The sequence below is a fragment of the Actinopolymorpha pittospori genome (assembly GCF_014873875.1).
Lineage (GTDB): Bacteria > Actinomycetota > Actinomycetes > Propionibacteriales > Actinopolymorphaceae > Actinopolymorpha > Actinopolymorpha pittospori.
In genome coordinates this window covers 952622-976366 of sequence record NZ_JADBEM010000001.1, presented here as the reverse complement: position 1 = coordinate 976366, position 23745 = coordinate 952622, and the positions used below count along the sequence as shown (strand labels likewise).

Here is a 23745-nt window from a genome sequence, read left to right as displayed (position 1 = left end):
AGGGGCCGGCCTGTACGTGTGGGTGTGCCGGTGTGGGTCAGGCGACCCACACCGGCACACGTCGGAGCTGTACTGATGGGTCAGGGCCGGCCAGCGGTCTCCTGCTCCGGGCTCATCCGGAACGGTTGCATGAACTGGTCCTCGGGATCGGTGATCCCTTCGACCCGTGGTACTTCGTTCGGGGTGAGGACGCGGTGCTCCCCCGGGTAGGGCGTGTCGTAGCCCTCAGTCGCGTACCAGATCGCGTGGTTGAGCAGGTTGCGGTCTGTTGCGTCCGGAGGCGTCGTCGGGTCGTTGAACCCCATCGCGCTGCTGGCGTCGAGCCACTGCTTCTCGATACCGGTCGGCTGAACCATCTTCAACGTCTTGGCGGCGGCTACGGAACCGCCGGTCGGAACCGGTCCTCCTGCGATGGCGTCGGCCCACCGGGCGATGTTCGCGGTGACGTCTGAACCCTGGGCCGGGTAGTCCGTCACGTGGTACCACGTGATCGTTCGGTCGCCGCCGGCCTGCACCGAGGCGTCGAACCAGGTGCCCACGATGTAGCCGGCGGACATGATGCCGGTCGGCTTGTTGTCCGGGTCCCAGGCGATGCCCTGTGCGGGGCTGTAGATCGCCGTCGAGGGTCCGTCGTAGACGTAGTTCTTCGTCCAGCCCGAGGTGACGAAGCCCTTGTTGGTGCCGGAGACGCCGGGAAGGACCGCGGTGTCTTCCACGCTGTCGGGATCAAGCAGGTACTGGAAGTAGCCGTTGAAGTCCGTGCTTCCCGCGTTGTGGAGCTGCAGGGACTCCTTGATGACGGGTTGACCGGGTACGGCCGAGGTCGTCAACGTCGCCTTGATGTCCGGGTTGACTTGCGCGGCGCCGGAGGAGACCACCGAAGAGCCCGACGCGGCGACGTCGGGCAGCGTCAGCCATTCGCCGCTGCGGTGCCACGGAACGGCCGGATCGTTCATCTTCGTGGAGAGGATCAGCTCGCTCCAGTCGAGCGTCTCCACATGAGTGCCGTCCCGCAAGGTCACGTTGGCGGGCCAGCCCGGCTGGAACGTCCCGGGCTTGTTGTTCTCCCCGACCCGCTTGGTGACGTTGGCCTCGACACAGCCGTTGCGCGCCGCGCCGTAGGTGTCGCCGGCCTGGTAGTCGGACTCGTCGCTACGGTAGGCGTTCACCGCCGGTGCGGTGCTGGTCATCGCCGCTGAGGGAGCGGCGGAGGAGCACAGTGCCGGCACGACCGGTGGCGGCGACCCGGATGGGAGGCTGCCCGGGTTCATCTCGTCCAGCGGGATCTTGTTGGCGATGACGTTGTAGGGAGCGAAGTTGGGCCGGGTGCTGAACAGGCTGGTCATCGGCGGGGCCGCCAGGTCCATCTGGTTCATCGGAGGCAGGCCGAGGATCTGCTCGATCGTCCGCACCATGTTCACCTGCGTGTAGTACTGGCTGTCAACGACGCCTGACGTGGCCCAGGGGCTGATGACGTAGCCGGTCGTGCGGTGCCCGTCGACGTGGTCGGTGCCGGCCTGAGAGTCGTCCTCGGTCACGAAGATGGCCGAGTCCTTCCAGTACCTGCTGTGGGAGATGTCGTCGACGATCTTGCCCAGGGCCAGGTCGTTGTCGGCGACCTGCGCGCGCGGTGTCGGGTCGTTGGCCGAGGAACCGGACGTGTGGTCGTCCCCCAGCGTCATGATCGTCAGGTTGGGCAGGTTGTCGTCCTCCTGCCACTTGGTGAACTGTTGTTTGAAGATCTGGTAGCGGTACTGGTCGGGGATGCCTGTGTTGAAGTTCGGGTAGTCCCGGATGAGCAGGGGGTCGAGACCTGGCACGTCCGCCTTCGCCTGGAAGGTGTGCGGTGGCGCGTGGAGCGGACCGGTGGCCTCACCGGCCATCACTTGCGCGTCGTGGTACCAGTCGGCCCAGCGGCCGAAGGTGCCCGACCCGGTGAAACTCGGGACGTACTCACCGAAGTCCGCCACCGTCTTGCCGGCCTTGAGCGCGTTCCCCCAGATGAACCCGGTCGGCAGGTAGGCCATCGAGTCGCCGCCGTCGTAGGGGTAGCTGCGGACGAAGCTGCCGAACGCCTTCTCCAGGTAATCGGGCACGTTCGCCTGCATCGCCCACTGGTGCCCGTCCGCGGACAGGTCGCCGTCGGCGTAGAAGTTGTCCATGAGCGGGAAGCGATCCATCATGGCGTGCTGGTTGGGGGTGACGTCCTTACCGAACTCCGTCAGCTTCGGCTCGCTGTCACCCTTGCCCACATCGCCGAGGATCTGGTCGTAGGTGCGGTTCTCCTTGACGATGTAGAAGACGTGCTTGATCTTCGACGGCTCACCGATGCGTTCGGGCACCGGAACAGGCGCCTGGTTCTTCCGGGCGTTGTCGTAGGCCGAGGATGCCGACAGGTTGTTGTTGTCGAGCACCGTCTTGGAGTAGGTGCCAAGCTGCTCCGTGGTCGGCTTCGGCACGAACTGCACCGACCCGATCAATGCCTGGACCCGGCGGCCGCCGTTGGCATTGGCGGGGCCGAGTGCCCCCACGCCCTTGCCGTTGGCCACGACGAAGCCGCCGTCGTCGGCGGGCAGGACCGCGGTCGGGTACCAACCGGTCGGCACCATGCCCTGGAACTCCGCCGCGCCGCCGAAGCCCGCCCACTTGTACAGCGCGAGAGCGTTGGTTCGGCCCAGAGAGACGACCAGTTGGTTGTCGCCGACGAACGTCACACCGTTGGGCTGGCTGCCGGCCGGAAGGTGGGGCAGCGGTTGCACGTCGATGGTCTGCGTCTTGTGCCGCTGCGTGGTGTCGATCACCGAGATGGTGTCGGAGGAGGTGTTGGTGACGAACACCGCGTCGCCGTGCACGGCCTCGCCCGTGGGCTGCAGGCCGACCGGGATCGTCCCCACAGTCTTGGCGGTGGTGAGGTCGACGACGGCGACGGTACCCGTGGACGGACCACCGGTGACCGGGTCGGCGACGATCTTCGTGCCCGCCGAGTCGACCGTCGTGTCGCCCGCCTGCGCGGGGCGGCCACCCTGGTTCGTGACGTAGGCCTTGCCGTCCTTGACGAGGACCGCGTGCGGCGCGTTCCCAACCGGGATCTGCTGGGACATCTTCTCAGTGGCGAGGTCGAGCACACCGAGGGTGTTGTTGCGGCTCATCGCGACGTAAAGCGACTTGCCGTCGGGAGAGACCGCGAGGCCACCCGGGTAGGGGTTGCCGTTGGTCTGGGGAAGCGCGATGGCCTTGGCCGCAGTGAGCGTTCCGTCAGCGTTGACGCTGGCGCGCACGATCGCGCCGTTCGCGGCGGAGGCGAAGAGTTGGCTGCCGTCCGGGCTGTAGGCGACGCCGCCGAACGACGCGCTCTGGCCGGACACGGAGAGGTTCTGCAGGACCTTGTGGGTGGCCAGGTCGACGACGACCAGCAGCGAACCCTGCGCGTTGAGCAGGGTCGCGGTCTTGTGGTCGGGACGGATGGCCTCATCGACAGGCCGGCCGGTGAACTCGGTCGTTGCGCCGGCCGGTGTGACGCGCTGGCCGGTGCTGGTGATGACGGAGCCGTCGTTTTGGCGGCCCACCTTGGATGTGCCGAGCCAGAGCAGACTCGGATCGGCGTAGGCGGCTGCTGCCGTACCGATCGCGAGAGCAGTGGCCGCGGCCGCGATCACGCGAAAGCGGGGGATACGCAAGGCGTCCATCTCCTGATAGACGGATATGACGCCCTACACCCTGCGCCGCGAATCGTCGAGATTTGGGGCCCCCTGATGACCTTCGCGGGATCGGCGGATGAACACCTGGCGCAACGTTGTCCTGACAGGGCCGTCTCGGGAACTCTCTTGACCTTGAGAATGTGGGTATGCGATGCGCCTGACCTCCCTATTTGAGACCGCCTTTACTTCGGCTTCGCCGTTACTTGACGCCCGGACCAGATGCCGCGTGACGATTTCGGCCCGGGCGCCGTTACGCCTCCGTAGGCCTTCTTCGGACCGATTAGCGAGCCCGGTCCCCATGGGCTGGGAGGCGCGGTGGACGGTCGCTGGGGAGCGGTCCGGGTTGCTCGCGCACACGACGCGGGGCGCAAGCCAGGTTCGGCGTTGCGGTCGACAACGTCGTCCTCAACATCTAGCTTGACGACCACTGCCGCGGCCCGGCGCCTACCGGATGCTCCGGGTCGGCAGGAGTGGTGGGATGGTTACCAGTAGTTGCCCACCAGGATGATGCACGTCAGTGACGAGACCATCTACCAGGCCCTGTTCGTCCAGGGCTGCGGTGAGCTACGCCGTGAACTCACTCGCTGTCTGCGCACCGGGCGGATCAAGCGACGGCCCCGCCAGCGGCACCACGCCATGGGCTGGCTGCGCGACAAGGTGATGATCAGCCAGCGTCCCGCCGAAGCAGCCGACCGTGCCGTGCCCGGCATTGGGAGGGCGACCTGGTCATCGGCAAGGACTGCCGGTCGGCGGTGGGCACTCTGGTCGAGCGGACCAGCCGGTACGTGCTGCTGTTACCTCTGCCTGACGGGCGCGACGCGAACAGCGTGGGCGAGGCGCTCCAACGGGCGATCGCCACGCTCCGTAGCCAGTTGTGCCGAAGCATCACCTGGGATCAGGGCGGCGAGATGGGCTGCCACACCAAGTTCGCTGTCGCCACCGGAATCCCGATCTACTTCTGCGATCCGCACAGTCCCTGGCAGCGCGGCTCCAACGAGATCACCAACAGGCTGCTCCGCCAGTACATGCCCAAGGGCACTGACCTGTCCGTACACACCGCCGACGACCTCGCCCGCATCGCCGACAGCCTCAACGATCGGCCACGCAAGACCCTCGGCTACATTAAGCCAGCCGAGCGGCTCAAGGAACTTGTCGCAGTGACGGTGTGAAGCTGGCGGTCCGAGAGCCTGCTATCACAGGTCGGTCGGCCCGAGCCTCACCAGCACTTCGGCGTCCTGTGTCCACTCCGACGACGACTGCGGGGGCGGTAGTTCCACACCGGCCAAGCCTTCCGTCGCTGAGAACTCCTGGCACAGGCGCCGCAGAAGCAGCGTTCCCTCAGCAAGCACATCCGGTGAGTTGAACGGGTCATCAAGGCTGAGCCCAAGCACGACCGCGCCCTCACGGGTCAGCGTGATGGTCGCCGAGTGGTGGTGCCGGCCGTGTAAGTACAGCGAGGATTCCTCGCCAGACGCATCGTCTCGGCGTAGTTCTGCCAAGGATTCGCGGTCGTCACCGGTTCCGGCCTCCAGGAGATGCACCCTCTCGAAGGCGGCGAGCCGCGCATCGCCAGGGTCGTCACGGTCCACATAGCGCTCGATGAACCGCTTCAGGCCAACAGGCCGACCCGCATGGTTGACCCATACGTACACATCCAGGCACGGTGGCATTGACCGAGGGTATCCTCGCCAGCCACCGTCATCATCGGAGGGCCGAGTTCGTTGCGCTGATCGTTTGAATCTGCCGTTGCAACCGCAAGGCGTGTCTCGACTGCGGGTGGGCCTACCGAGACCTCCGTGGCGGCTGATGCTTGGTTGCCGCGGACGGCTGGTGCCAAGCGGCAGATCTGGCTGCTGGACAGATCCAGGTCGGAGGCCAGATGACTCAGACAGTGGGGCCTCGGACAGGGCCGGCATGGCGATGCGACGCGCGTTCAGCCAGGGACGTCAGAAGTACTGGGCCAGGCAGAACTCGTTGCCCTCCGGATCGGCCATCACTACAACGACACCGGCCTCGTAGTCGTGCCGCTCACCGGTGAACGATCCACCCAACGACACGACCTCCTCCATCCCGGCGGCGATGTCCTCGACGGAGACGTCCAGGTGGATCCGGGTCTTCCCCTGCTTGGGTTCGGAAACCGGTTGGAACACCAGCCTCGGCAGAACGTCGGACCGGTCACCGAGGTAGACCCACCCGGGTTCGGAATGCCCCTCCTCGCGGCCAAGCAGCTCGCTCCAGAACAGCGCCACCCGCCGCGGGTCGACACAGTCGATGGTCACTCCGCTCCACCTGTTCCTCATGTCATTGCTCCTACCGTGCAGTTCGATCCGGGCCCGCATGCGAGTGGTCAGCATTCGGACGTTCGTGCTCACCCGTCAACATGTTCCCTGGATACGGTTACCGGAGGTCGGATGCTCGATGTGGCAAACGCCGACAGGTGCGGTGACGATCCGCCGCGAAGTCGAGCCCCTTAGCGGTACGCGGAGAAGCCCTGGCCTGAAAGATGTGGCTCCGCTCGTGGGCGGATGGCCCTTATACGGCCACGTCTGTTGGGTGAGGTCCCTGGTGGCGCTGCCGGGGACCTCACCGCTGGACCTGTTTAGGCTGCGACCGCGTGCGCGGCCTCGAGGATCGAGGCTGTCACGGCTTCGGGCTGGGAGACGCTGAGCGCGTGGGACGCGCCGGGCACCTCGCGTATCCCCTTGGCGCCGGCCCGGTCCGCCATGAAGCTGTGCAGGGCGACCGGGATGTTGAGGTCCTCGTCGCTGAAGACGAACCACGACGGGATAGATCTCCACGCCGGGGTGTCCGTTGGCAGCCCTGCGGCGAGGGCGATCTCCGTGACCGGGCGCTGGGTCGCGCTCATCACGGCCGCCTGGCCGGGGGGTACGTCGGCGGCGAACTGGCGGTGGTAGGCGTCCGCCCGGATGGCGAACTCGTTCCCGCCGGTCGTGACCGGGTAGGCGGTAAGCGCCTCGCCGAGGGTGCTCCCGGGGAACTTGGTCGACAGCGCGAACGCGGACTCGCCCTGCTCGGGCGCGAACGCGCAGACGTAGACGAGGCCGGCCACCTTGTCGATGCCGGCGGCCTCGGTGATCACCATGCCGCCGTAGGAGTGCCCGACTAGGACCACGGGCGTGTCGATACCGGCGAGCACATCGCGTAGGTAGGCGGCGTCGCCCGGCAGGCTGCGCAGCGGATTGGCGACGGCGACCACGGGTAGGCCGTTCGCTGCAGTTGCTCGACGACGCCGTTCCAGCTGGCGGATTCGGCGAAGGCGCCGTGCACGAGAACGACGGTCGGTTTCTGCTGGGCCATGATTCTGCCTCTCTGATCAGTAGCGGCCGAGGGCCTTGCGAAGGACGTGGATCGCCTGCTCGATCGCGCCGGTCGTGGCGGCGGACCCGTGCAGGGGATTGAGCATCATGAAGTCGTGGAGGGTGCCGTTGTAGCGGACCGTGGTGGTGCGAACGCCGGCCTCGGTGAGCTTGCGGCCGTAGGCCTCGCCCTCGTCGCGCAGGACGTCGTTCTCGTCCACGATGAGGAAGGTCTCGGGTAGTCCGGCGAGGTCGTTGATGGTCGCCCGCAGCGGCGACGCGGTGATCTCGTCGCGCTTGTCCTTCTCGGGCAGGTAGGCGTCCCAGAACCACGCCATGGCCTTGGCCGTGAGGTGCGGGCCGTCGGCGAACTCGCGGTAGCTGTCGCTGTCCTGACCCTGGCGTATGCCTGCTCGATCGCGACCGGGTAGCGGGCCTCGGGCGAGCGGTCGTACTCGACGAAGGCGACCGCGGCGTTCACCCCGACGGCCAGTTCCCGGACGCGCCGGTCGTGGGTGCCGGCGTCGCCGAGGATCCAGCCACCGCCGTGGACGTAGAGGATGGTCGGTAGTTGATCCTCGGCGCCGACGGGCTTGAGGATGCGGACGCGCACCTCGCCGACCTCGGCAGGGACGGTGATCCACTTTTCCTGGACGTCGGGCTTGTCGATCGGAGCGGCCTGGATGTCGTCGAGCACCTGACGGGCCCGCTCGGGCCCGAGCTCGTACAGGAAGGGGGGCTCGGCGGCGTCGGCGAACTTCTGCGCCGCCGCCTCCAGAACGTGCTTGCTCATGGTGCTGCCTTTCTGTGGTGTCGTCAGCAAGACAGCGCAGCTCTCGGGTTCGTGACGAGACGGCACGAATACCTTGCTCGGGTCGTCCGCCCAAGCTGGTTCATCCCCCGTCACCGCAGTCGCGCTTTCCCGCCCTGGCAGCCATGACCGAGGCCAGTCAGGGGATCAGCCGCCATCCAGGCAAGGCTTCCGACACCGCTGCGCGGACGGACGGCCACACGGATGCGGCGTAGTACGCAGCGCAATGCCGCCGTGGCCCTTGATCGTCACACCGACGCTCGTCTTCGGGCCGGGACACCACCGTCGCGTCCACGGTCGCGACCGTGGACCACGGTATCGACCACGGTGTCCCAAGGGCGCGACGGACCGGTTCGGGAAGCGAGTGTGGTCGCAGTGGCATCGCCGGATGCTGTGCGTGAACGGAGCCGAGATCGTGACCATGAACCCTTTGGAGGCCCACAGCGATGACGCGGCGCAGACCAGCCTGAGGGTCTACGCGGCTGGTGACCGGTTGATCAGCGAGTTGGACGCGGCCGTTTCGGTGTTCGTCACCGCGCGGCCCCGGCTGTTCGGGATCGCGCTCCGCGTGCTGGAGGACGTGGGGGAGGCCGAGGACGTGGTGCAGGACACGTGGTTGCGGTGGGAACGCGCCGACCGCTCGGTCGTCCTCAGTCCGTCCGCGTTTCTCGCGACAACCATCAGCAGGCTCGCCATCAACGTCACCCAGACCGCCCGACGGCGTCGGGAGACTTCTGCCGGCGCGTTCCTTCCCGAGCAGGTGGACCGGGGTGTCGGTCCCGAGACGGCGGCTGAACGGCATGAGGCGGTCGATGTGGCGGTCCAGCTGCTCCTGGAGACACTGACGCCTGCTGAGCGGGCGGCGTATCTCCTCCGCAAAGCGTTCGACTACCCCTACCGGCGAATCTCGGAGATCCTTCACCTGGGTGCCGACCATACGCGGCAACTCGTGCGGCGCGCCCAGGAACGCATCGTCGGTGAGCGACGTCAGCCGGTGGACGCCGTCGCGCATCGGCGCCTCGTGCGGACGTTCCTCGCTGCGGCGCAGAGCGGCGACCTTGCCGAACTGGAGGAGCTTCTCGTCGCTGACGTTGCCGCGAACGGCGGCTCGCGGGTGAGGTCGACCTCGAGTAGCCATCGTCGGTGCGCTGACCGGTCACGTTGTCGACGGACGTCCACGGCGCCGGTGAGAGCTGAGCGAGTCGGGGTCGCGGCGGCGGTCAATGCCGGGCTTCGACCTGCTCTCTGATCCTCGTAGCCCCGTGGACGTTCGGTCCTGCGGCTCAGACAGGACGGCGGGCCGGTTCGTGCCGGACCGCTGGATGTGTCCACCCCGATCCGGGCGGGCCGACCGTGCCGTGCGCTCGTTAGGCGGTGGCCCGGTGCGGGTGTCCCGAATCGCGCCGCTGCTCGGTCTGTCTTGACGGGTGACCAGGCGCGCGGACGTTCACCTGTCCCGACCGGGACCGAGCGTCCATGTCCCGCGTCGATGGCCTCGCCGGGCGATCGCGGAGCGTCAGGCCGAAGCTGGCGTGCCTTGGAGCAGCGTGGTGCCGATCTGTTTGCGGGAGGCGATGCCGAGCTTCACGAACACCTTGCGCAGGTGCCATTCGACGGTGTGTGGGCTGATGAAGAGCCGGGCGCCGATCTGGGGGTTCGTCAGGCCGTTGCCGGCCATGCGCGCTATCTGTGCTTCCTGGGCGGTGAGTGTGGCGCCTGTCTCGGCGGGGCGCTTGCGGATCGTCTCGCCGGTGGCCTGCAGCTCGCGTCGGGCGCGTTCGGCGAACGCCTCGGCCCCGATCTCGCTGAGCATCTCGTAGGCGATGCCCAGTTGCTCGCGGGCGTCGACGCGGCGGTTCTCCCGGCGCAGCCACTCGCCGTAGAGCAGGCGGGCGCGGGCGAACGTCAGCCTGACCGCGGTGCGGCCGAGCCGCTCGACCGCCTCACGGTACAGAGTTTCGGCGGCCGGTCCCTCACTCACCTGTGCACGCAGGCACGCCGACGTGCCGAGTGCCCAGTCGGTGCCACTGGCCTGTGCCAGCTCGTGGAAGCGTTGAGCGGCCTCGGCAGCGCGGGCGGGGCGTCCGCTGCGGGCGGCGGCCTCGACGAGTTCGACGGTGGACCTGGTGGACAGTCCGAGCTCCTGTGGGTGCGCGACGCCTCGCTCGGCCGCGGCGTAGGCATCCTCGTAACGGCCCAGGCCGTTGTAGAGCACGGCGTTCGCCCACTGGGTGGCGGTCTCCACCATCCCTTCCCCCGAAGGGCGGTATCGCGCGTGACCGCGTCGATCGCCTGGCGTGTCGCGGCTTCCCGGCCTCTCCACGGCTCGATCATCAGCGGCACATACTGTGGCATGAAGCGGCTGCCCGTCGCCTCACCGATCGTGGTGGCCTCGGCGGCGAGGGAGTCCGCGACGGCAAGCTCGCCTGCGAGGACCCGGTTCATCAGGAGATGTACGAGCGCCTGCGGCAGCACCGACAGGGCTCCTGTCTCGCGGGCCAGGTCGACCACCTTCGCCGAGAGTGCCGAATGGCTGTCGAAGTCCCACACGTTGAAGGCCATGCCGGACGCGAACGGGAGCCAGGCAAGACCTTCCTCCCTGGAGACCTCTTCGGTGCGGAACGCGTCCAGGGCTTGCAGCACCATCGGCACGCCCGCCGAGTACCCCTCAGTGGTCATCACAGCGAGGCCGTTCAGGAGTAGATCTTTGCGATGTGGTGGTGGTCCCGGCGGTGCGGCCAGCGCGGCCTTCGCGGCGTCCATCAGCTGGGCACCGTTTGGCAGGCGACCGGCGGCCATGGCCGCGTACAGCGCGTCGCGGTAGGTCTCGCGGGCCAGCGCGGGGTCCAGCGGCTCCAGGTGCTTGCCGGCCTTGAGTAGCAGAGGCAGGGCGGCGCCGGCACTTGTGGAGGCGAACATGATCTGCCCGCGCAGCAGGTCGGACTGGGCACGTTCGCGTTCGTTCAGGGGGCTGAGTTCGGCCGCGTCCAACAGTTCGAGCGCGGCGTCGTAACCGCCGGCCTGAGCCTTGGTCCGTGCCGCGGCCGAGGCTCGGTGTCCGCGGCGTCGGGGATCGGGGGTCAGTTCGGCCGACCGCTCCAGGAAGGCGGCTGCCGCCGCGACTCCGCCTCGCGCCTGCGCCCGATCGGCACAGCGCTCGAGTTCGGCGGCGACGGTCTCGTCGGGGCCGGCGGCCGCGTTGGCCAGATGCCATGCTCGACGGTCGGGATCGGAGTGGGGGTCGGTCGCCTCGGCCAGCGCGCGGTGCACGTCATGCCGGTCCTGCGGTGCCGCCACGCGGTAGGCGGCCGAGCGTACGAGTGGATGGCGGAAACGTGCCCGGGTTCCGATGGTGATCAGTCCCGCCGCTTCAGCCGGCGCCGCCGCGGCCGCGTCGATGCCGAGCAGCTCTGCCGCTCGGGTCAGCAAGGTCACGTCACCAACCGGTTCGGCCGCTGCGATGAGCAACAGTTGCTGCGTCTGGGCCGGCAGCGACTGGACCCGCCGCAGGAAGCTCTGCTCGATCTGGTTCACCAGCGGCCGCGCGTCGGGTCGTCCGAACCCACCCGCCAGCTCCGCCGGCGTCAGGCCCCGGGGCAGCTCGAGCAGGGCGAGCGGGTTCCCCTGCGTCTCGGCGACGATGCGGTCCCGGACCCTCTCGTCGAGTCGCCCAGGGATCACGGAGTCCAGCAGCGCGCGAGCGTCGCTGTCACTGAGTCGCCCCAGCTGCAGCTGCGGCAGCCCCGTCAACTCATGCACGAGGCCGGGTTCGCGTACGGCGAGTACCAGCCCGATCGGCTCCGCGAGTAGGCGTCGCGCGACGAAGGCGATGGTCTGCGCGGAGACCCGGTCAAGCCACTGGGCGTCATCGACGAGGCAGACCAGCGGCTCCTTCTCGGCCACGTCGGCGAGCAGGCTGAGTACCGCGAGCCCGACCAGGAACCGGTCCGGTGGAGGCCCTGCGCTCAGGCCGAACGCCGTCCCGAGCGCGTCGCGCTGGGGGCCCGGCAGGTGACCGAGATGATCCAGGAACGGGGCGCACAGCTGGTGCAGTCCGCCGTAAGCGAGTTCCATCTCCGACTCGACGCCTGCCACCCTGGCCATCCGGCAGCCGGACGCGCTACCCCGGAGGTACTCCAGCAGCGCCGTCTTGCCGATGCCGGCCTCGCCGCGCAGGACCAGGACCGAGCTGTGACCGGCCTGCACAGTAGCTACGAACTGGTCCAGCGTCTCGCACTCACTCTGCCGGCCACGCAGCCGCAACCCAGGATCACTGCTTGCCATCGCCACACCCCCGCTGACCGTATACCGATGATGATGGGCGCCGAGTGAGGGCGACCGGGCCTACGCCCGGCGTCGGTGGCCGTGGGGGCGTACTGGTCTGATCGCTACGCTGGGTGACGTTCATGCCGCGCATCGCCTCACGTCTCGCCGAATCGCGTAAAGACGATCGTTCCGTCGGCCACGCCGATGAACATCCGGCGGCCTCACGTAGGTTACAGAGCGCCGGCCCGGCCACCAGACATATGCTTGTACGACGCAAACATATGCGGCTAGCCTTTTAGGCATGCATTCCGGCGTCGCGGAGACTCTGGTGGGGCGCCAGCACCACATGGAACTGATCTCCTCCCTTATGGAAGAACTCGTCAAAGGGCTCGGCGGCGTCATCCTGCTGCAGGGGGAACCCGGGATCGGCAAGAGCGCGCTGTTGGCCGCAGCCCTGGCCGACGCCCTGGACAAGGGACTCGACGTCCGTCACGGCGTCTGCGACGAACTCAATCAGCGCCTGTCCCTTGCCGTCGTGCAGCAGACCCTCGCCAACGTGTTCGGGCCTGGCCGGCAGCGGGCCGACACCGACGCGGTGGCAGCTCATGCCACATCTGAGGGTGCGCGCAGCCACCACGGAGCCCGGCTCGTCGCCGGCGATCCGGTGACCGCCGCGGCCGAGGAACTGCTGGTGCTCGTCGACCGTCTGTGCGCCGCGGGACCGGTTGTGCTGGCGCTTGACGATCTCCAGTTGGCCGACGAGGCGACCCTGCTGGTGTGGCGTCGGCTGTGCCGCACCGCACTCCAGCGGCCCCTCCTGCTCATCGGCGCCTGCCGACTGGTCCCGCAGCGGGCCGAGCTTGACCTTCTGCGCCGTGACGTACGCGACCACGCCGGAACCACTCTCACCCTGGAACGCCTGTCGGAGCCCGAAGTGGCCGAGTTGGCCCGCCGGATCAGCGGACGTACGGCGGGACCGAGACTGCTCGGCCGACTCAAGTTGGCGACGGGCAACCCCCTCTACGTACGCGAGATCATGGACGCCCTGATCCGCGCCGGGGCCCTGCAGGACAACGGGCAGGAATCCGAACTGGGTCCCACGGCGCCGCCCCGACCGGAGAGTCAACGCGGTGGGGCCGAGTTCGAGTCGATGTCGCTGTCGGAGGTGATCGCCGACCGGCTGGCCTTTCTCAGCGCCGAGACCAGGGACGTGCTGCGCAGCGCTGCCCTGCTCCCTCCCGCTTTCGCGATCACGGATATGACGGTGCTGCTCGGCCGTCCGGCGGTGGTCCTGACCGCACCGGTGCGGGAGGCGGTGGCCGCGGGTGTGCTCGAACCGGCCGACGGGGACCGACTGCGCTTCCGGCACGGGCTGATCAGACAGGCGCTGTACGCGTTGGTGCCTGCCGCCTTGCGCATCGCGCTGCACCGGGACGCCGCCCAGGCACTCATCGCCCGGGGATCTTCGGTGGAACGCGTCGCCGAGCAGCTTTTGCCAGCGGCGGATGCGACGGACGGGTGGGAGGTCGACTGGCTGGCGGACAATGCGGCAGCCCTGACTCGCCGGGCTCCCGACGCTGCGGTGACTCTCCTCCAACGCGCCGTGGCGCACCGTACCGACGACGCGCGCACCCTGGTGTTGCTGGACCATCTCGCCTCAGCAGCCTTCCTCGCCGCCGACTACGAGCAGGCCAAGCGTGCCGCACAGCGAGTCCTGGCCCACGCCGGCGACGCGGAGCAAAGGGGGCGGGCCGCCTGGATTCTGGGCTACGCCCTGCTACGCACCGCGCGGGCGGAAGAGGCGATGACCGACTACCAGAAGGCGATGACCATCGTCCAGGAGGTGGCGGCGGGTCTGGATGCGGACACAAGGTGGCACGCACGTCTACGCGTCTTCGTCGTCTTCGCCCTGATGCACCTGGGCAGATCCGAGGAGGCCGCCGCCGAGGCCGCTGCCGTCCTGGTCGTCGGCACCCAGCTGTCCGACGCCATGTCCATCGCCTACACCCGCCACATTCTCTCGGTCGCGCAGTGGAACCGTCAGGACCTGGAGGGTGCCCTCGACCATCTCACCCGCGGCATCGCCCTGACCGGCTCCGACCCCGAACTGCTCGATCTGCGCCTGCTGATGCAGGGCAACCAGGCAGGGCTGCTGCTCGACATGGACCGGTTCACCCAGGCCCGAGAGGTCCTCGCCGACGCGCGCGCTCTGGCGGAACGGACGGGTAACACCCGCCTCGGCCCGAGCACGGTACGTGCCGGAGAACTCGCCCTTTACACCGGACGCTGGGACGATGCGCTCACCGAACTCGCCACGCTGTCCGATGACGACGCCACGCATCGCCAGCTCGTCGCCCTCACGCACGGCGTCGCCGCCGTCGTTACCGCGCACCGCGACGAGCAGGCGGTGGCGCGCCATCATCTGCACCTGTTGGAGGAGCTACCCGCCACCTCTTACAACAAGGCCAACCTTGCGTATCGCTTCCAGGCGCGTGCCATGGTCACTGAGCGCTCGGGTGACCTTCCATCAGCTCTCAGCGGCCTGCAGGAGGTCCTCGATTCGTCCTATGAGGTGATGGCGGACCGTGCGAGGGTGCTTCCCCTGCTGGTTCGGCTCGCCCTGGCCGCGGGTGACCGCGAAGTCGCCGAGCGCGCCGTCGCCTGTGTCGAAGCGGATGAGGCGAGAAGCCGACTGCCGCGGGTGGCAGCGGCCCGCATGTGGTGCCACGGACTGCTGGGTTTCGACCCGGCCCTGGTGTTGGACGCCGCCGGCTACTACCGCAAGGTCGGCCGCCCGGCCGAGATGGCCCAGGCCCTGGAGGACGCCGCGGACCTTCTGGCCAGCGCCGGGCAGGGCGACCCAGCCCGGGACGCGCTCAACGACGCGATGCTGACCTACACCGATATCGGCGCCGTATGGGACTCCCGCCGCGCCGCGGCCAGACTCCGCGTCCACGGGGTGCGGCTCGGAGTGCGCGGTGCCCGGGGACGCCCCCGCACCGGATGGATCGCACTGACCGACACAGAACAGAAGGTCACCGAACTGGTCGCCGCGGGCTTGTCCAATCCCGACATCGCCGACGCCCTGGTCCTGTCCCGGCGCACCGTTGAGACCCACGTCTCCCACATCGTAGCCAAGCTGGAGGTCAAGTCACGGCGCGAGGTGGCCGGGGTGGCCCAAGCGCACCGCTCCTGAGCCCGCCCTCCTCGACACCCTGAAGGGCCTGCCAGGCGACGCCGAGCCACACAGCCTGAGTGCGGATATACGACGGGCATGACGGGAGCACCCACAGCACGCCCACGCGGCGTGGCGGCAGGCGGACGCGGCACTGACCCTACTCATAGCTAGCGCCGGGACAGCGGGGCTGTCCGTCTTCCCCAGATCTCCCAGGGCACCGCGCTGACCTGGCTGCCTCCAGAGTCAATGTGCCACACCGGTTCCTCGGCCCCGTGTCGGTAGACGGGGATCGGTGATTCCGGCAGGCGCGGAGAGGACGCGGCTCCTTGCGGTCGCCACTCCTTATCAAGGTGTCCTGTGGTGGGACGGTGCTCGAAGCGCTCCAGGTGTCGGCAGAAGTTCCCGCCTGCTACTTAGCATGCGCAAATGCTCGGAAAGGATGACCTGGTACGAGGCCGGCAGGCCGTAGTTTCCGGTCAGGTCGCCATGGGCATACGCGAACTACTGCATTCAGGAGAGGTATCCGGGCTGATGGTCAAGCCAACACTTCCGCTCGCCGAGTCCGACATCGGTGAAGACGAGATCACGGCCGCCGTCGACGCTCCCCGTTCGGAGTGGTTGTCGCGCGGCCCACGCACAAATGTATTGCAGAATGTCCCGTCTGAAACCAGCCGAGCTGTGCCGTCACCGCTCCGGAGGGTACCGTGACCGCGCCTCGTCATTCCTCAAAAGGTGAAACCGTCTCCCGCATTACGGTGGGACATAAAGATCGGCCTGAGCGGAGAATCGGCGCCGCTCTCGGACTCACGATTGCCGGAACCGTCCTACCCGGACTTGGGCTCATTGTCGCCGGCCGGCGACGGCTTGGCGGACTCGTTCTCGGTGCCACTGCTGCCATGTTTCTGTCAGCGGTATATGCCGGCCTCTTCATGAGACGAGAACTGATCCACCTGGCATTGAACATGGGGGTCCTGAACAGCCTCCCGCCGATTCTGCTGATCATCCTGCTCGTTTGGGTCGTCACGATCGTAGGGACCTACCGCTCACTTCGGCCACGGCAGATCTCCTTACCCTTCCGGATCGGCGGCGCATTGCTTGTCTGTGCGCTCGTCGTCATGGTCGCCGTCCCCTTGACCTACGTGTCACGGTTGGCTGGCGCGCAGAAAGAACTGGTGAGTTCGGCGTTCAAGGAGGCTGAGGAGATCAGGAGTGAGACGAAACCCGGACAGGTGGCGCCAGGGAATCCGTGGGCGGGTCGAGATCGGGTTAACGTCCTTCTGCTCGGCGGTGATGGGAAATCTGACCGCACCGGAATACGCACGGATACGGTAATGCTCGCGAGTATCAGCACCAAGACCGGCGACACGGCGCTGATCAGCCTGCCCCGGAACCTCGAGCGGGTGCCGTTCCCGAAGAACTCGAAGCTCGCGAAGGCCTACCCCAACGGGATCTTCGACCCGGGACGAGAGTTCAAGAACTCCGCAGAAGAACTGGAGTACATGCTCACTGCCATTTATGAGAACGTCCCACAGCAGCATCCCGGCCTGCTGAAGTCAGACAATCCCGGAGCGGACACGCTCAAGCTGGCAGTCGGCGCGGCGCTCGGGCAAGAGATCGACTACTACGTTCTACTCAACATTGACGGCTTCGAGAAACTGGTCGACGCGCTCGGCGGGATCACGGTCAACGTCAACGAGCCAGTTCCTCTCGGGGGCGACGAGGCATCAGGTACTCCGCCGCTGGGCTGGATCAGCCCCGGACCCAACAAACATCTCGACGGTCCCAGTGCCCTGTGGTACACCCGCACACGCTGGGGTACAGATGACTACGACCGGATGCGCCGCCAGCGTTGCGCGATACACGCGATCATAAGGCAAGCGAGTCCGTCCCGGCTTCTCACGAGGTACGAGAAGATCGCGGACGCGTCGCGGAATCTCGCGATGACCGATGTGCCGCGCTCCCTCTTGCCGGCGTTCGTCGACCTAGCTGTCAAAGTCAAGACCGCCAACATTTCCAACCTCGTCTTCGACAGCAGCCTCATCAAGCACTCCGACCCCGACTACAACTTCATTCGCGCAAAGACGAGGGAGGCTATCGAGGCCGGCGAGCACAAGGATGAAGCCGCGCGAGCCCCGATCCAGGCGGCAGGCCGTGGCTTGGCAGTCCACGTTGTCGAAGCGGGCAACGAAACTGGAAGCAACCCCGCAACCACACTCGACGACGCCTGTGCCTACCGCCCGCGCTGAGGCTGCGCGGTGCACGACTGACTCCTACATCGCCACAGCGGAACTCGTCTGCGCTTCCGGGGTGGGACTGTCGTCCACTCCCCGGAGGATCTTAGGGATGGTCTAGGTCGACTCCCGAACGACCAATTGCGGCTCGACGACGGTCTGCCGTCGGCCAGCGTGAAGGCTCGTGTCGCCCTCCAGGGCCTTCAGGAGTGGCGAGACTCCACTCGGCCAGTCGTTGGTTGTTCTGGTCGACGGTTGTCAATTCGGGGTAGCACGCCCGGGCGATCGCCACGTTGTCGAAGCCCACGACCGCCACAAACACGCCTGGGCCGCCCTGGAGGCGGCCGACCTGGACCTGGTGGAGCGACAACTCGAGGAGGACCTCGCTCCGGCGGACCTCCGCGAGGGCGAACTGTCGCTCGGACAGCTGTGGTTCTCCTACCAGGACGCGCGCGCCCAGCGTCGGGCTGGCCGACCGTTGACCGAGGCCGAGCCGGCACGTGTGCCTCGCGACCACCCGGTCCCCGCCAGATACGACTTCGCAATGAGCCAGTCGACGGAGAGGACGGCGGACACTCGGCTCAGGTCGTTTCAAGGCCAGCCGCGGCGCAGAGCATCAGCCGAGAGCTCGAGGACTTCGGGATCCAGCTCACGATGCGTGGCGTGACCTTCATCCTGCAACCCATCGATCTCGACAAGGGCAACTTCGAGTCCGAGTAGATCCCGGATTCGGCGGTCTGGCGCACATGGAGGTGGATGGCGTCCACGGCGTCCTCGGGCTGCTGCCGGCGCCCACCGGTCGGCACCTCGTACCCGTCGGTGCCCTGCTTCCCGTGCCTGCGGTGCTGCCCGCACCCATCCGGTTCGAACAAAAGTTCGAAAAAAGCGGCGGGGTCCCCAGCACCGCCGAGCTTGCAAGACGTGTCGTCTTGACCTGTTGGAGCAGCTGCCAGACGTTTCTTACAACACGTCCAACCTGCGAATCGCTTCCAGGCGCGTGCCATGGTCACTGAGCGCTCAGGTGACCTCCCATCAGCTCTCAGAGGCCTGGCCAAGCTGGAGGTCAAGTCACGGCGCGAGGTGGCCGGAGTGGCCCAATCACACGGCTCCTGAACCCACAGCGTCGGCGCCTTGCGGGGCCTGCCAGGCGGCGCCGAGCCACACAGCCTGAGTGTGGACACGCGACGGGTTGCGCAGACCGGCATCAAAGGTGACCCCGGGGTAGCACTGGCCCGCCCACGCATGTCGCGGTGCGGTGGCTGGTGGCCAGGTCCGGCCACATTCCCGTGACAGTGGGAGGGGCGTCGAACTTCCCGCGCACGCTGCCCGTGAACAAGAAGGACCCTCTTGCACGTCACGACGTCCCCAATTCTGGAGGCAGCATGACAGGCAGCTCAGGATCTCGGCGGTTCACCGGACGTACCCGAATGGCGGCGGCGCTTGCCGCCCTGATCGTGCCGCTGGCAGGAAGCTCGGCACTGGCGGCCCAGGCTTCGGCAAGCACCCCCTCCACGGCCAAGACGACACCGGATCCATCCCAGCTCACGGTCAGCACCACGGCCGTCGCGTCCAACCTGGGGCGGATCAGCGCCATGGTCGCACCCGACGATGGCAGCAACCGGATGCTCGTGGTTGACAAGAGCGGCGTCGTCCGCGTCTTCCGGCCAGGCGAAGGTGTGGCCCCGCAGCCTTACCTCGACATCACCAACCGGGTCAACATCAACGGCAACGAACGCGGTCTGTTGGGCATCGCAACCTCACCCAACTTCCGCGAGACGCGCACGCTGTTCATCGTCTACACCGCGCTTCCCGACGGAGCGGTCACGCTGTCCCGGTTCAAGCTCGCCGACCCGGCACAGTCAACGGTTCCGTCCGGTACCGAGGAAGTGCTCATCATCCAGCCGCACGCGCAGTTCAGCAACCACAACGGCGGGCAGATCGCGTTCGGCCCCGACGGCTACCTGTACTGGAGTCTGGGCGACGGCGGCGGTTCGGGTGATCCGTTCGATACAGCGCAGGATCTGACCCAACTGCTCGGCAAGGTTCTGCGCCTCGACGTGATGCACGTCTGCGACGGCCGGCTCTACTGCATTCCGCGGGACAACCCGTTCGCGAGGAGCCGGAACGCCCGACCCGAGATCTGGGCGTACGGGCTGCGGAACCCGTGGCGGTTCTCCTTCGACCAGGCCGACGGCTCGCTCTGGATCGGTGACGTCGGGCAGAACCAGACCGAGGAGGTCGACCGCCTCGCAGCCAAGCAGCGGGCCGCGAACCTGGGCTGGTCCTGCAAGGAGGGCCCGAACCTCTTCAACGAGACCCGGTGTCTCGACAGGGAGAAGTACGTCGACCCGGTGTTCTCCTACCAGAGTGGCGGGTCGGCGCCTGAGTGCTCGGTCACCGGCGGGTTCGTCTACCGCGGCGCGGAGTTCGCGGACATCGCGGCGGGCATCTACGTCGCGACCGACTACTGCACCGGGAAGAGCTGGGGCATCCAGCGGAGGACCAACGGCTCTGTCCGGACCGCGGAAATCGGCAGCCTGCCCGCCCGGATCACGACGTTCGGGGTGGATAGTGACGGTGAGATCTACGCTGGAACCGACTCCATCGGCGGATCCATTAGTGAGCTGCACAAGGTGACATTCAGCAAGCGGTGACAGGGATGGGCTGATCGGAGCCGAGCCCGACCCTGACGTGTTGGAGGTCTGCCAGCTTCTAAGCTGGCAGACCTTCAACTACTCTGACCGGGCGGTCACCCCTACGCGGGAGCGATCGCGGCCCGCGCCCGTCTGATGAGGGCTTCGCCGAACCGGATCTTGTCCGCCGAACCGGGCACCGGGGGCGCGTCGATCAGAGGACGACATGCTTCCGTGTGTAGGCGGGGCCCGGGCGCAATGCCGCGGGCTACAGCCAGAACTCGAGCTCGCCGTCGCCGTCAGACCAGTGGACCGGCGCGGCCTCCCACCCCGGGCTGCCGGTCTGTCGCTTGATCGCAGACCAGCGCAGCGCGTAGGTGTGGTCGTGACACTCCGGGACGCATTCCGTCTTGATCGTGCGGCCATCGACCTAGAGCATCCACTCGGCGAAGCGTTTCTGGTTCTCCTTCTCGCCCCAGTCGTTGACATCGTCGGGCCACCATTCACGGGGCCGCCATGTAACCGTCTCGACCCAGGCGGGGTGGCCGGCTGCGTCCACCGGCCGGTGCTCGCGTTGGATCTCCTCGAAGTACAGCCAGACGTGATCGCCGAGTTTGAGCGCTTCACGGCACTTGGCACGCCGCTCAGCGACCTCCTCGCCTGTCATGTGTGGGGCGCCGCGATCGGCGACTTCCTCTTCGGTCATGGTTGGAGTGGAGCCCCTCCCTGTGGTGCTACCTCCAGCCGCCTGCGCAGCGGAGATCATGTGGTGCGCAGGTCTTGCTGTGACTAGATCGCCGTCAGAGAAGGTCCGCACCCCGGTCACATGGGCAGCGCCCTTCATCGTGACGAGGAGTTGGTGTCGGTACTCATCATCGCTAGCGGTACGACCAACGCAGGCATGTGTGGGCCGGCGTGTTACGTGGAGGCCTTCTGGCCGTACCGGGCGCTTGACGCGGCCGCGGGTGTGCCGCACGTACGGTGGTGGACTATTGCCGGGGGAGGATGAACGGCGAGCGCGGATCCTCGTCGGCGTCATGCTGGCGGACAGGTGTGGCGCGCTCGCAGGCGCCGCTGACCGTGCAGCGTAGGAGTGCGAGCTGGTTGCCGATCCACGCGTCGAAGAGCAGCGACCGTCGGACTCCCACCTGACCTGCTGCGTCAGCCCGACGTCCAGGGTGAGCCGGCGCCTCCCGGTGGCGGCGTCGACGATGACCAGGCTGCTCGGCCCCGAGTCCGTCCGTCCGGGAATCATCGCGACCGCGTACCGGCCGTCGAGGGAGAAGCTGATGGGTAGATCTCGCAGCTCTCCCATAGATCGTTCACCAACAACCTGTCGATGGTCACGATCGTCGCGCAGGGCCGGCCTTCCTCTTCATAGCGCCGGATGAGGGAGGCGTAGTTGCCTGCTTGGGAGACGGCGGTGACTCCGAGTTCGCGGGCAAAAGACGCGGTGCCACCACCGAGGTCCCACGCCTGGACCGTATCGGTCCATCTGGCCGCGTTCATGAGGAAGCCGTACTCCTCGTTCACGAATCCGACCGGCGTGTCGTCGGCGTCGGTGAGGACGCCCAACCCGGGGTCGTAGACGATCCGTCTTCCTGGGCACTGGCGTAGTAGACGACCTTGGCGCCGCCTGGCTCGAACCCAGCTCGGGTCCACATGACCCAGGTGTGGTCACCCTTCGTGGCCGGCATCGACACCGCTCCCTGCGCGTCACTGGAGTCGCCATCCGTGCGTACGAAATCCAGACGCCGGGCGTCGTCCTGCTCGTCGAGCCTGGTGCGGACGACGTATCCCTGGTTCAGCTGGACGAATGAGTCGGGCTCCGCGCCGAGTGGGATACTGCTGGCGCCGTGGTGGATCGCTGTGTCGGCGATCCACGGGATGGTCGGTGGCCTTGGGGGAGTCGCCGCACGTTGATCGTGCGGTGCGACATGTCCGGGAGCTGCCAAGCTCGCTCCGTTGCTGGGACCGGTGTTGCCTGGTGCGGTGCGGTATCGGCGGCTCCGGCGCTCGCGGTACTGGCCAACGTGAGTGGCGCCAGGCTGGCGGCGATGAGGCTGACCACGCCGGCGCGGGACATGCGGTGTGCGAGATTTGAGCGGATCATTAGACGCCCCTTCCCCCTGCGGTCTTTGGGAAACCTGCCTCAAAACCGGGTCTGTCGACGAAGCCGCCCGGAAGCTATGGCCGGTTGCCCCGTTCGTGGCACGGAGCGGTTGTAGCCGCGAGGTGTGCCGCGACCGCGGTTGGGCCTACCGAGACCGCCGGATGCATCATTGCGGCAGACGGCTAGTGCCAAGACAGCGGCAGGTAGTGCGCAGGAACCTACTCCTCCACGGGCGGTGGACGCGTGGTCGGCTTCGGTTGCTCGGGCCTGGGTCCTGTTCGCGGTCCACAGCGCCACCGGCGTCCAGCTGGCGCACTCCGCCAGGCAAGGCAAGGACTCACGCGGCAGTGTCGTCCCCCGTGACTGGGACAAGATGCGGGCCGGCGACGTCATCTCCTTTCAGCGAGGACGGGTCCGGCGCCGCCGGCAGCTTCGGCCACGTCGGCTTCTACCTCGGCAACGGGCAGGTGATCCATGCGCCCCGCCCTGGCAAGGGCGTGGAGATCGTCGGGTTGAAGGGCTCGCGGTACTACGAGGCGATGGCCTGGTCCATCCGCCGCTACGCCAAGTCCTGCCCGGCCGCGGAAGGTGGCGAGGTCATACCCCAGCGCTTCTCGACATCACAGCTTCTCGGCGTGGACAGATCTTTCGATCTCCGAGACCGACAGTGCCCGCCCGGTCGGTTTCACGTAGCAGGCATCGAACTCCGCAGCCCCCATCTGTTCGAGCTCCGTCCAGCCGTACTCGGCGAGGACGGAGCCGACCTCTTCGGGAGTAAGGCCGAACCGCCACAGCTTCCTCTTGATCTTGAAGTCCTGGTAGGCCCGCTCCGCACCGTAGAAGCATCGACCCTCCAGGAAGTCCTTGCGCACATAGGTGAACACGAGTCGGCTGCCGCTGGCTGCCTTCGCGAGCGCTCCGAACGTCGCCCGCACGCCCTCGTCGGTGAGGTACTGCGTCACGCCTTCCCAGGAGAAGAACGTTTTCCGGGTCGGCTCGTAACCGTGTGCGGCAAGGACCTCTGCGAGGTTCTGCGTGTCGAAGTCGACCGGGACAAGTCTGACCTGATCGGGCACTCGACCAAAGACCGCGGTGAGCCGGGCCCGCTTGGACTCGATGTTCTCAGGTAGGTCGACCTCGAAGACTCGGAGATGGCTCAACTCCGCATGCCGGTAAGCCAGGGTGTCCAGGCCGGCGCCGAGGATGACCACGGCCTCGGTCCCTGTGGCGAAGGCTTCTTGCAGCTTGTCGTCGACGTAACGTTTCCGGCACAGCAGGCTCGCGGTCAGTCCGCGCCCTCTCGCCTCGGTTGCCTTGACCATCAGCTCGGCCATCGGTCGCCAACGGGTCGATGCGACGACCCACCGTGTCGCGGTAGGCAGGAACTGGTAGGCGAGCACGTCCCGGACCAGACGCTCATGGTCGGGCCGATACTGCTCCGCGGCAACCAGGGCCACCGGACCGACCGCGGTTTGAGCGACCTGTTTCTTCACACTTC

General features: G+C 67.4%; 17 protein-coding genes and 2 pseudogenes. 6 read left to right on the top strand and 13 right to left on the bottom strand.

All coding sequences use genetic code 11. The features are described 5' to 3' along the window. Positions 1 to 80: 80 nt before the first annotated feature. The gene (locus HEB94_RS04480) at positions 81 to 3686 is read right to left on the bottom strand and encodes a bifunctional YncE family protein/alkaline phosphatase family protein (RefSeq protein ID WP_192748751.1); all 3606 of its coding nucleotides are present in this window, start codon (positions 3684 to 3686) and stop codon (positions 81 to 83) included. A gap of 519 nt (positions 3687 to 4205) precedes the next feature. Here HEB94_RS04480 and HEB94_RS04475 point away from each other — a divergent pair. Further along, a pseudogene (locus HEB94_RS04475) lies at positions 4206 to 4867 on the top strand (IS30 family transposase); the annotation flags it as partial. 24 nt (positions 4868 to 4891) lie between these two features. Here the strand turns inward: HEB94_RS04475 and HEB94_RS04470 are convergent. The 5 genes and pseudogenes from HEB94_RS04470 to HEB94_RS52225 form a co-directional block, all read right to left on the bottom strand. Beyond that, entirely contained in the window at positions 4892 to 5287 is a 396-nt protein-coding gene (locus HEB94_RS04470) for a hypothetical protein (RefSeq protein ID WP_192748750.1), read from the bottom strand. A 357-nt stretch (positions 5288 to 5644) separates the two neighbouring features. Next, positions 5645 to 5998 (bottom strand): VOC family protein, encoded by a 354-nt coding sequence (locus tag HEB94_RS04465; protein WP_192748749.1) that lies wholly within the window; start codon positions 5996 to 5998, stop codon positions 5645 to 5647. Positions 5999 to 6297: 299 nt separating this feature from the next. Continuing rightward, on the bottom strand, positions 6298 to 6915 hold the full coding sequence (locus tag HEB94_RS04460; RefSeq protein ID WP_337917466.1) for an alpha/beta fold hydrolase: 618 nt from the start codon (positions 6913 to 6915) through the stop codon (positions 6298 to 6300). A 117-nt stretch (positions 6916 to 7032) separates the two neighbouring features. Beyond that, a complete protein-coding gene (locus HEB94_RS50190; RefSeq protein WP_238361421.1) occupies positions 7033 to 7353 on the bottom strand; it encodes an alpha/beta hydrolase fold domain-containing protein in 321 nt (106 codons plus the stop codon). Between the two features lie 69 nt (positions 7354 to 7422). Then, positions 7423 to 7628 (bottom strand): annotated as a pseudogene (locus HEB94_RS52225) (alpha/beta hydrolase); the annotation flags it as partial. Here HEB94_RS52225 and HEB94_RS50180 point away from each other — a divergent pair. Both HEB94_RS50180 and HEB94_RS04450 read left to right on the top strand, forming a co-directional pair. Then, the gene (locus HEB94_RS50180; RefSeq protein WP_238363310.1) at positions 7587 to 7955 is read left to right on the top strand and encodes a hypothetical protein; all 369 of its coding nucleotides are present in this window, start codon (positions 7587 to 7589) and stop codon (positions 7953 to 7955) included. The pseudogene HEB94_RS52225 and the gene HEB94_RS50180 sit on opposite strands and share 42 nt — an antisense overlap. Positions 7956 to 8247: 292 nt before the next feature. Continuing rightward, on the top strand, positions 8248 to 9075 hold the full coding sequence (locus HEB94_RS04450; protein ID WP_192756232.1) for a sigma-70 family RNA polymerase sigma factor: 828 nt from the start codon (positions 8248 to 8250) through the stop codon (positions 9073 to 9075). A gap of 267 nt (positions 9076 to 9342) precedes the next feature. Here HEB94_RS04450 and HEB94_RS53325 read toward each other — a convergent pair whose 3' ends face one another. Both HEB94_RS53325 and HEB94_RS04445 read right to left on the bottom strand, forming a co-directional pair. Further along, positions 9343 to 9807: a helix-turn-helix transcriptional regulator gene (locus tag HEB94_RS53325; RefSeq protein WP_337917465.1), complete on the bottom strand. Its 465-nt coding sequence runs from the start codon at positions 9805 to 9807 to the stop codon at positions 9343 to 9345. Beyond that, positions 9804 to 12110 carry an ATP-binding protein gene (locus HEB94_RS04445; protein ID WP_238361420.1) on the bottom strand — a complete coding sequence of 769 codons (2307 nt, stop codon included), beginning with the start codon at positions 12108 to 12110 and terminating at the stop codon, positions 9804 to 9806. Before HEB94_RS04445 ends, HEB94_RS53325 begins: the two co-directional genes overlap by 4 nt. Positions 12111 to 12393: 283 nt before the next feature. On the opposite strand from HEB94_RS04445, the gene HEB94_RS04440 reads away from it, so the two are divergent. The 3 genes from HEB94_RS04440 (at position 12394) to HEB94_RS04430 (ending at position 20155) form a co-directional block, all read left to right on the top strand. Further along, complete coding sequence (locus HEB94_RS04440) at positions 12394 to 15288, top strand: ATP-binding protein (RefSeq protein ID WP_192748748.1); 2895 nt, start codon at positions 12394 to 12396, stop codon at positions 15286 to 15288. 878 nt (positions 15289 to 16166) lie between these two features. Further along, positions 16167 to 17516, top strand: a complete 1350-nt coding sequence (locus HEB94_RS04435) for an LCP family protein (RefSeq protein ID WP_192748747.1) — start codon at positions 16167 to 16169, stop codon at positions 17514 to 17516. A gap of 1367 nt (positions 17517 to 18883) precedes the next feature. Further along, on the top strand, positions 18884 to 20155 hold the full coding sequence (locus HEB94_RS04430) for a PQQ-dependent sugar dehydrogenase (protein WP_202896116.1): 1272 nt from the start codon (positions 18884 to 18886) through the stop codon (positions 20153 to 20155). 409 nt (positions 20156 to 20564) lie between these two features. Here HEB94_RS04430 and HEB94_RS04425 read toward each other — a convergent pair whose 3' ends face one another. The 5 genes from HEB94_RS04425 to HEB94_RS04405 form a co-directional block, all read right to left on the bottom strand. Continuing rightward, complete coding sequence (locus tag HEB94_RS04425) at positions 20565 to 20840, bottom strand: hypothetical protein (RefSeq protein WP_192748746.1); 276 nt, start codon at positions 20838 to 20840, stop codon at positions 20565 to 20567. 283 nt (positions 20841 to 21123) lie between these two features. Then, the gene (locus tag HEB94_RS04420; protein WP_192748745.1) at positions 21124 to 21282 is read right to left on the bottom strand and encodes a hypothetical protein; all 159 of its coding nucleotides are present in this window, start codon (positions 21280 to 21282) and stop codon (positions 21124 to 21126) included. Between the two features lie 103 nt (positions 21283 to 21385). After that, complete coding sequence (locus tag HEB94_RS04415) at positions 21386 to 21709, bottom strand: hypothetical protein (protein ID WP_192748744.1); 324 nt, start codon at positions 21707 to 21709, stop codon at positions 21386 to 21388. Then, positions 21664 to 22089: a hypothetical protein gene (locus tag HEB94_RS04410; protein ID WP_192748743.1), complete on the bottom strand. Its 426-nt coding sequence runs from the start codon at positions 22087 to 22089 to the stop codon at positions 21664 to 21666. The genes HEB94_RS04415 and HEB94_RS04410 overlap by 46 nt, the downstream gene beginning before the upstream one ends. Positions 22090 to 22867: 778 nt before the next feature. Continuing rightward, a complete protein-coding gene (locus HEB94_RS04405; RefSeq protein ID WP_192748742.1) occupies positions 22868 to 23740 on the bottom strand; it encodes an SAM-dependent methyltransferase in 873 nt (290 codons plus the stop codon). Positions 23741 to 23745 lie beyond the last annotated feature (5 nt).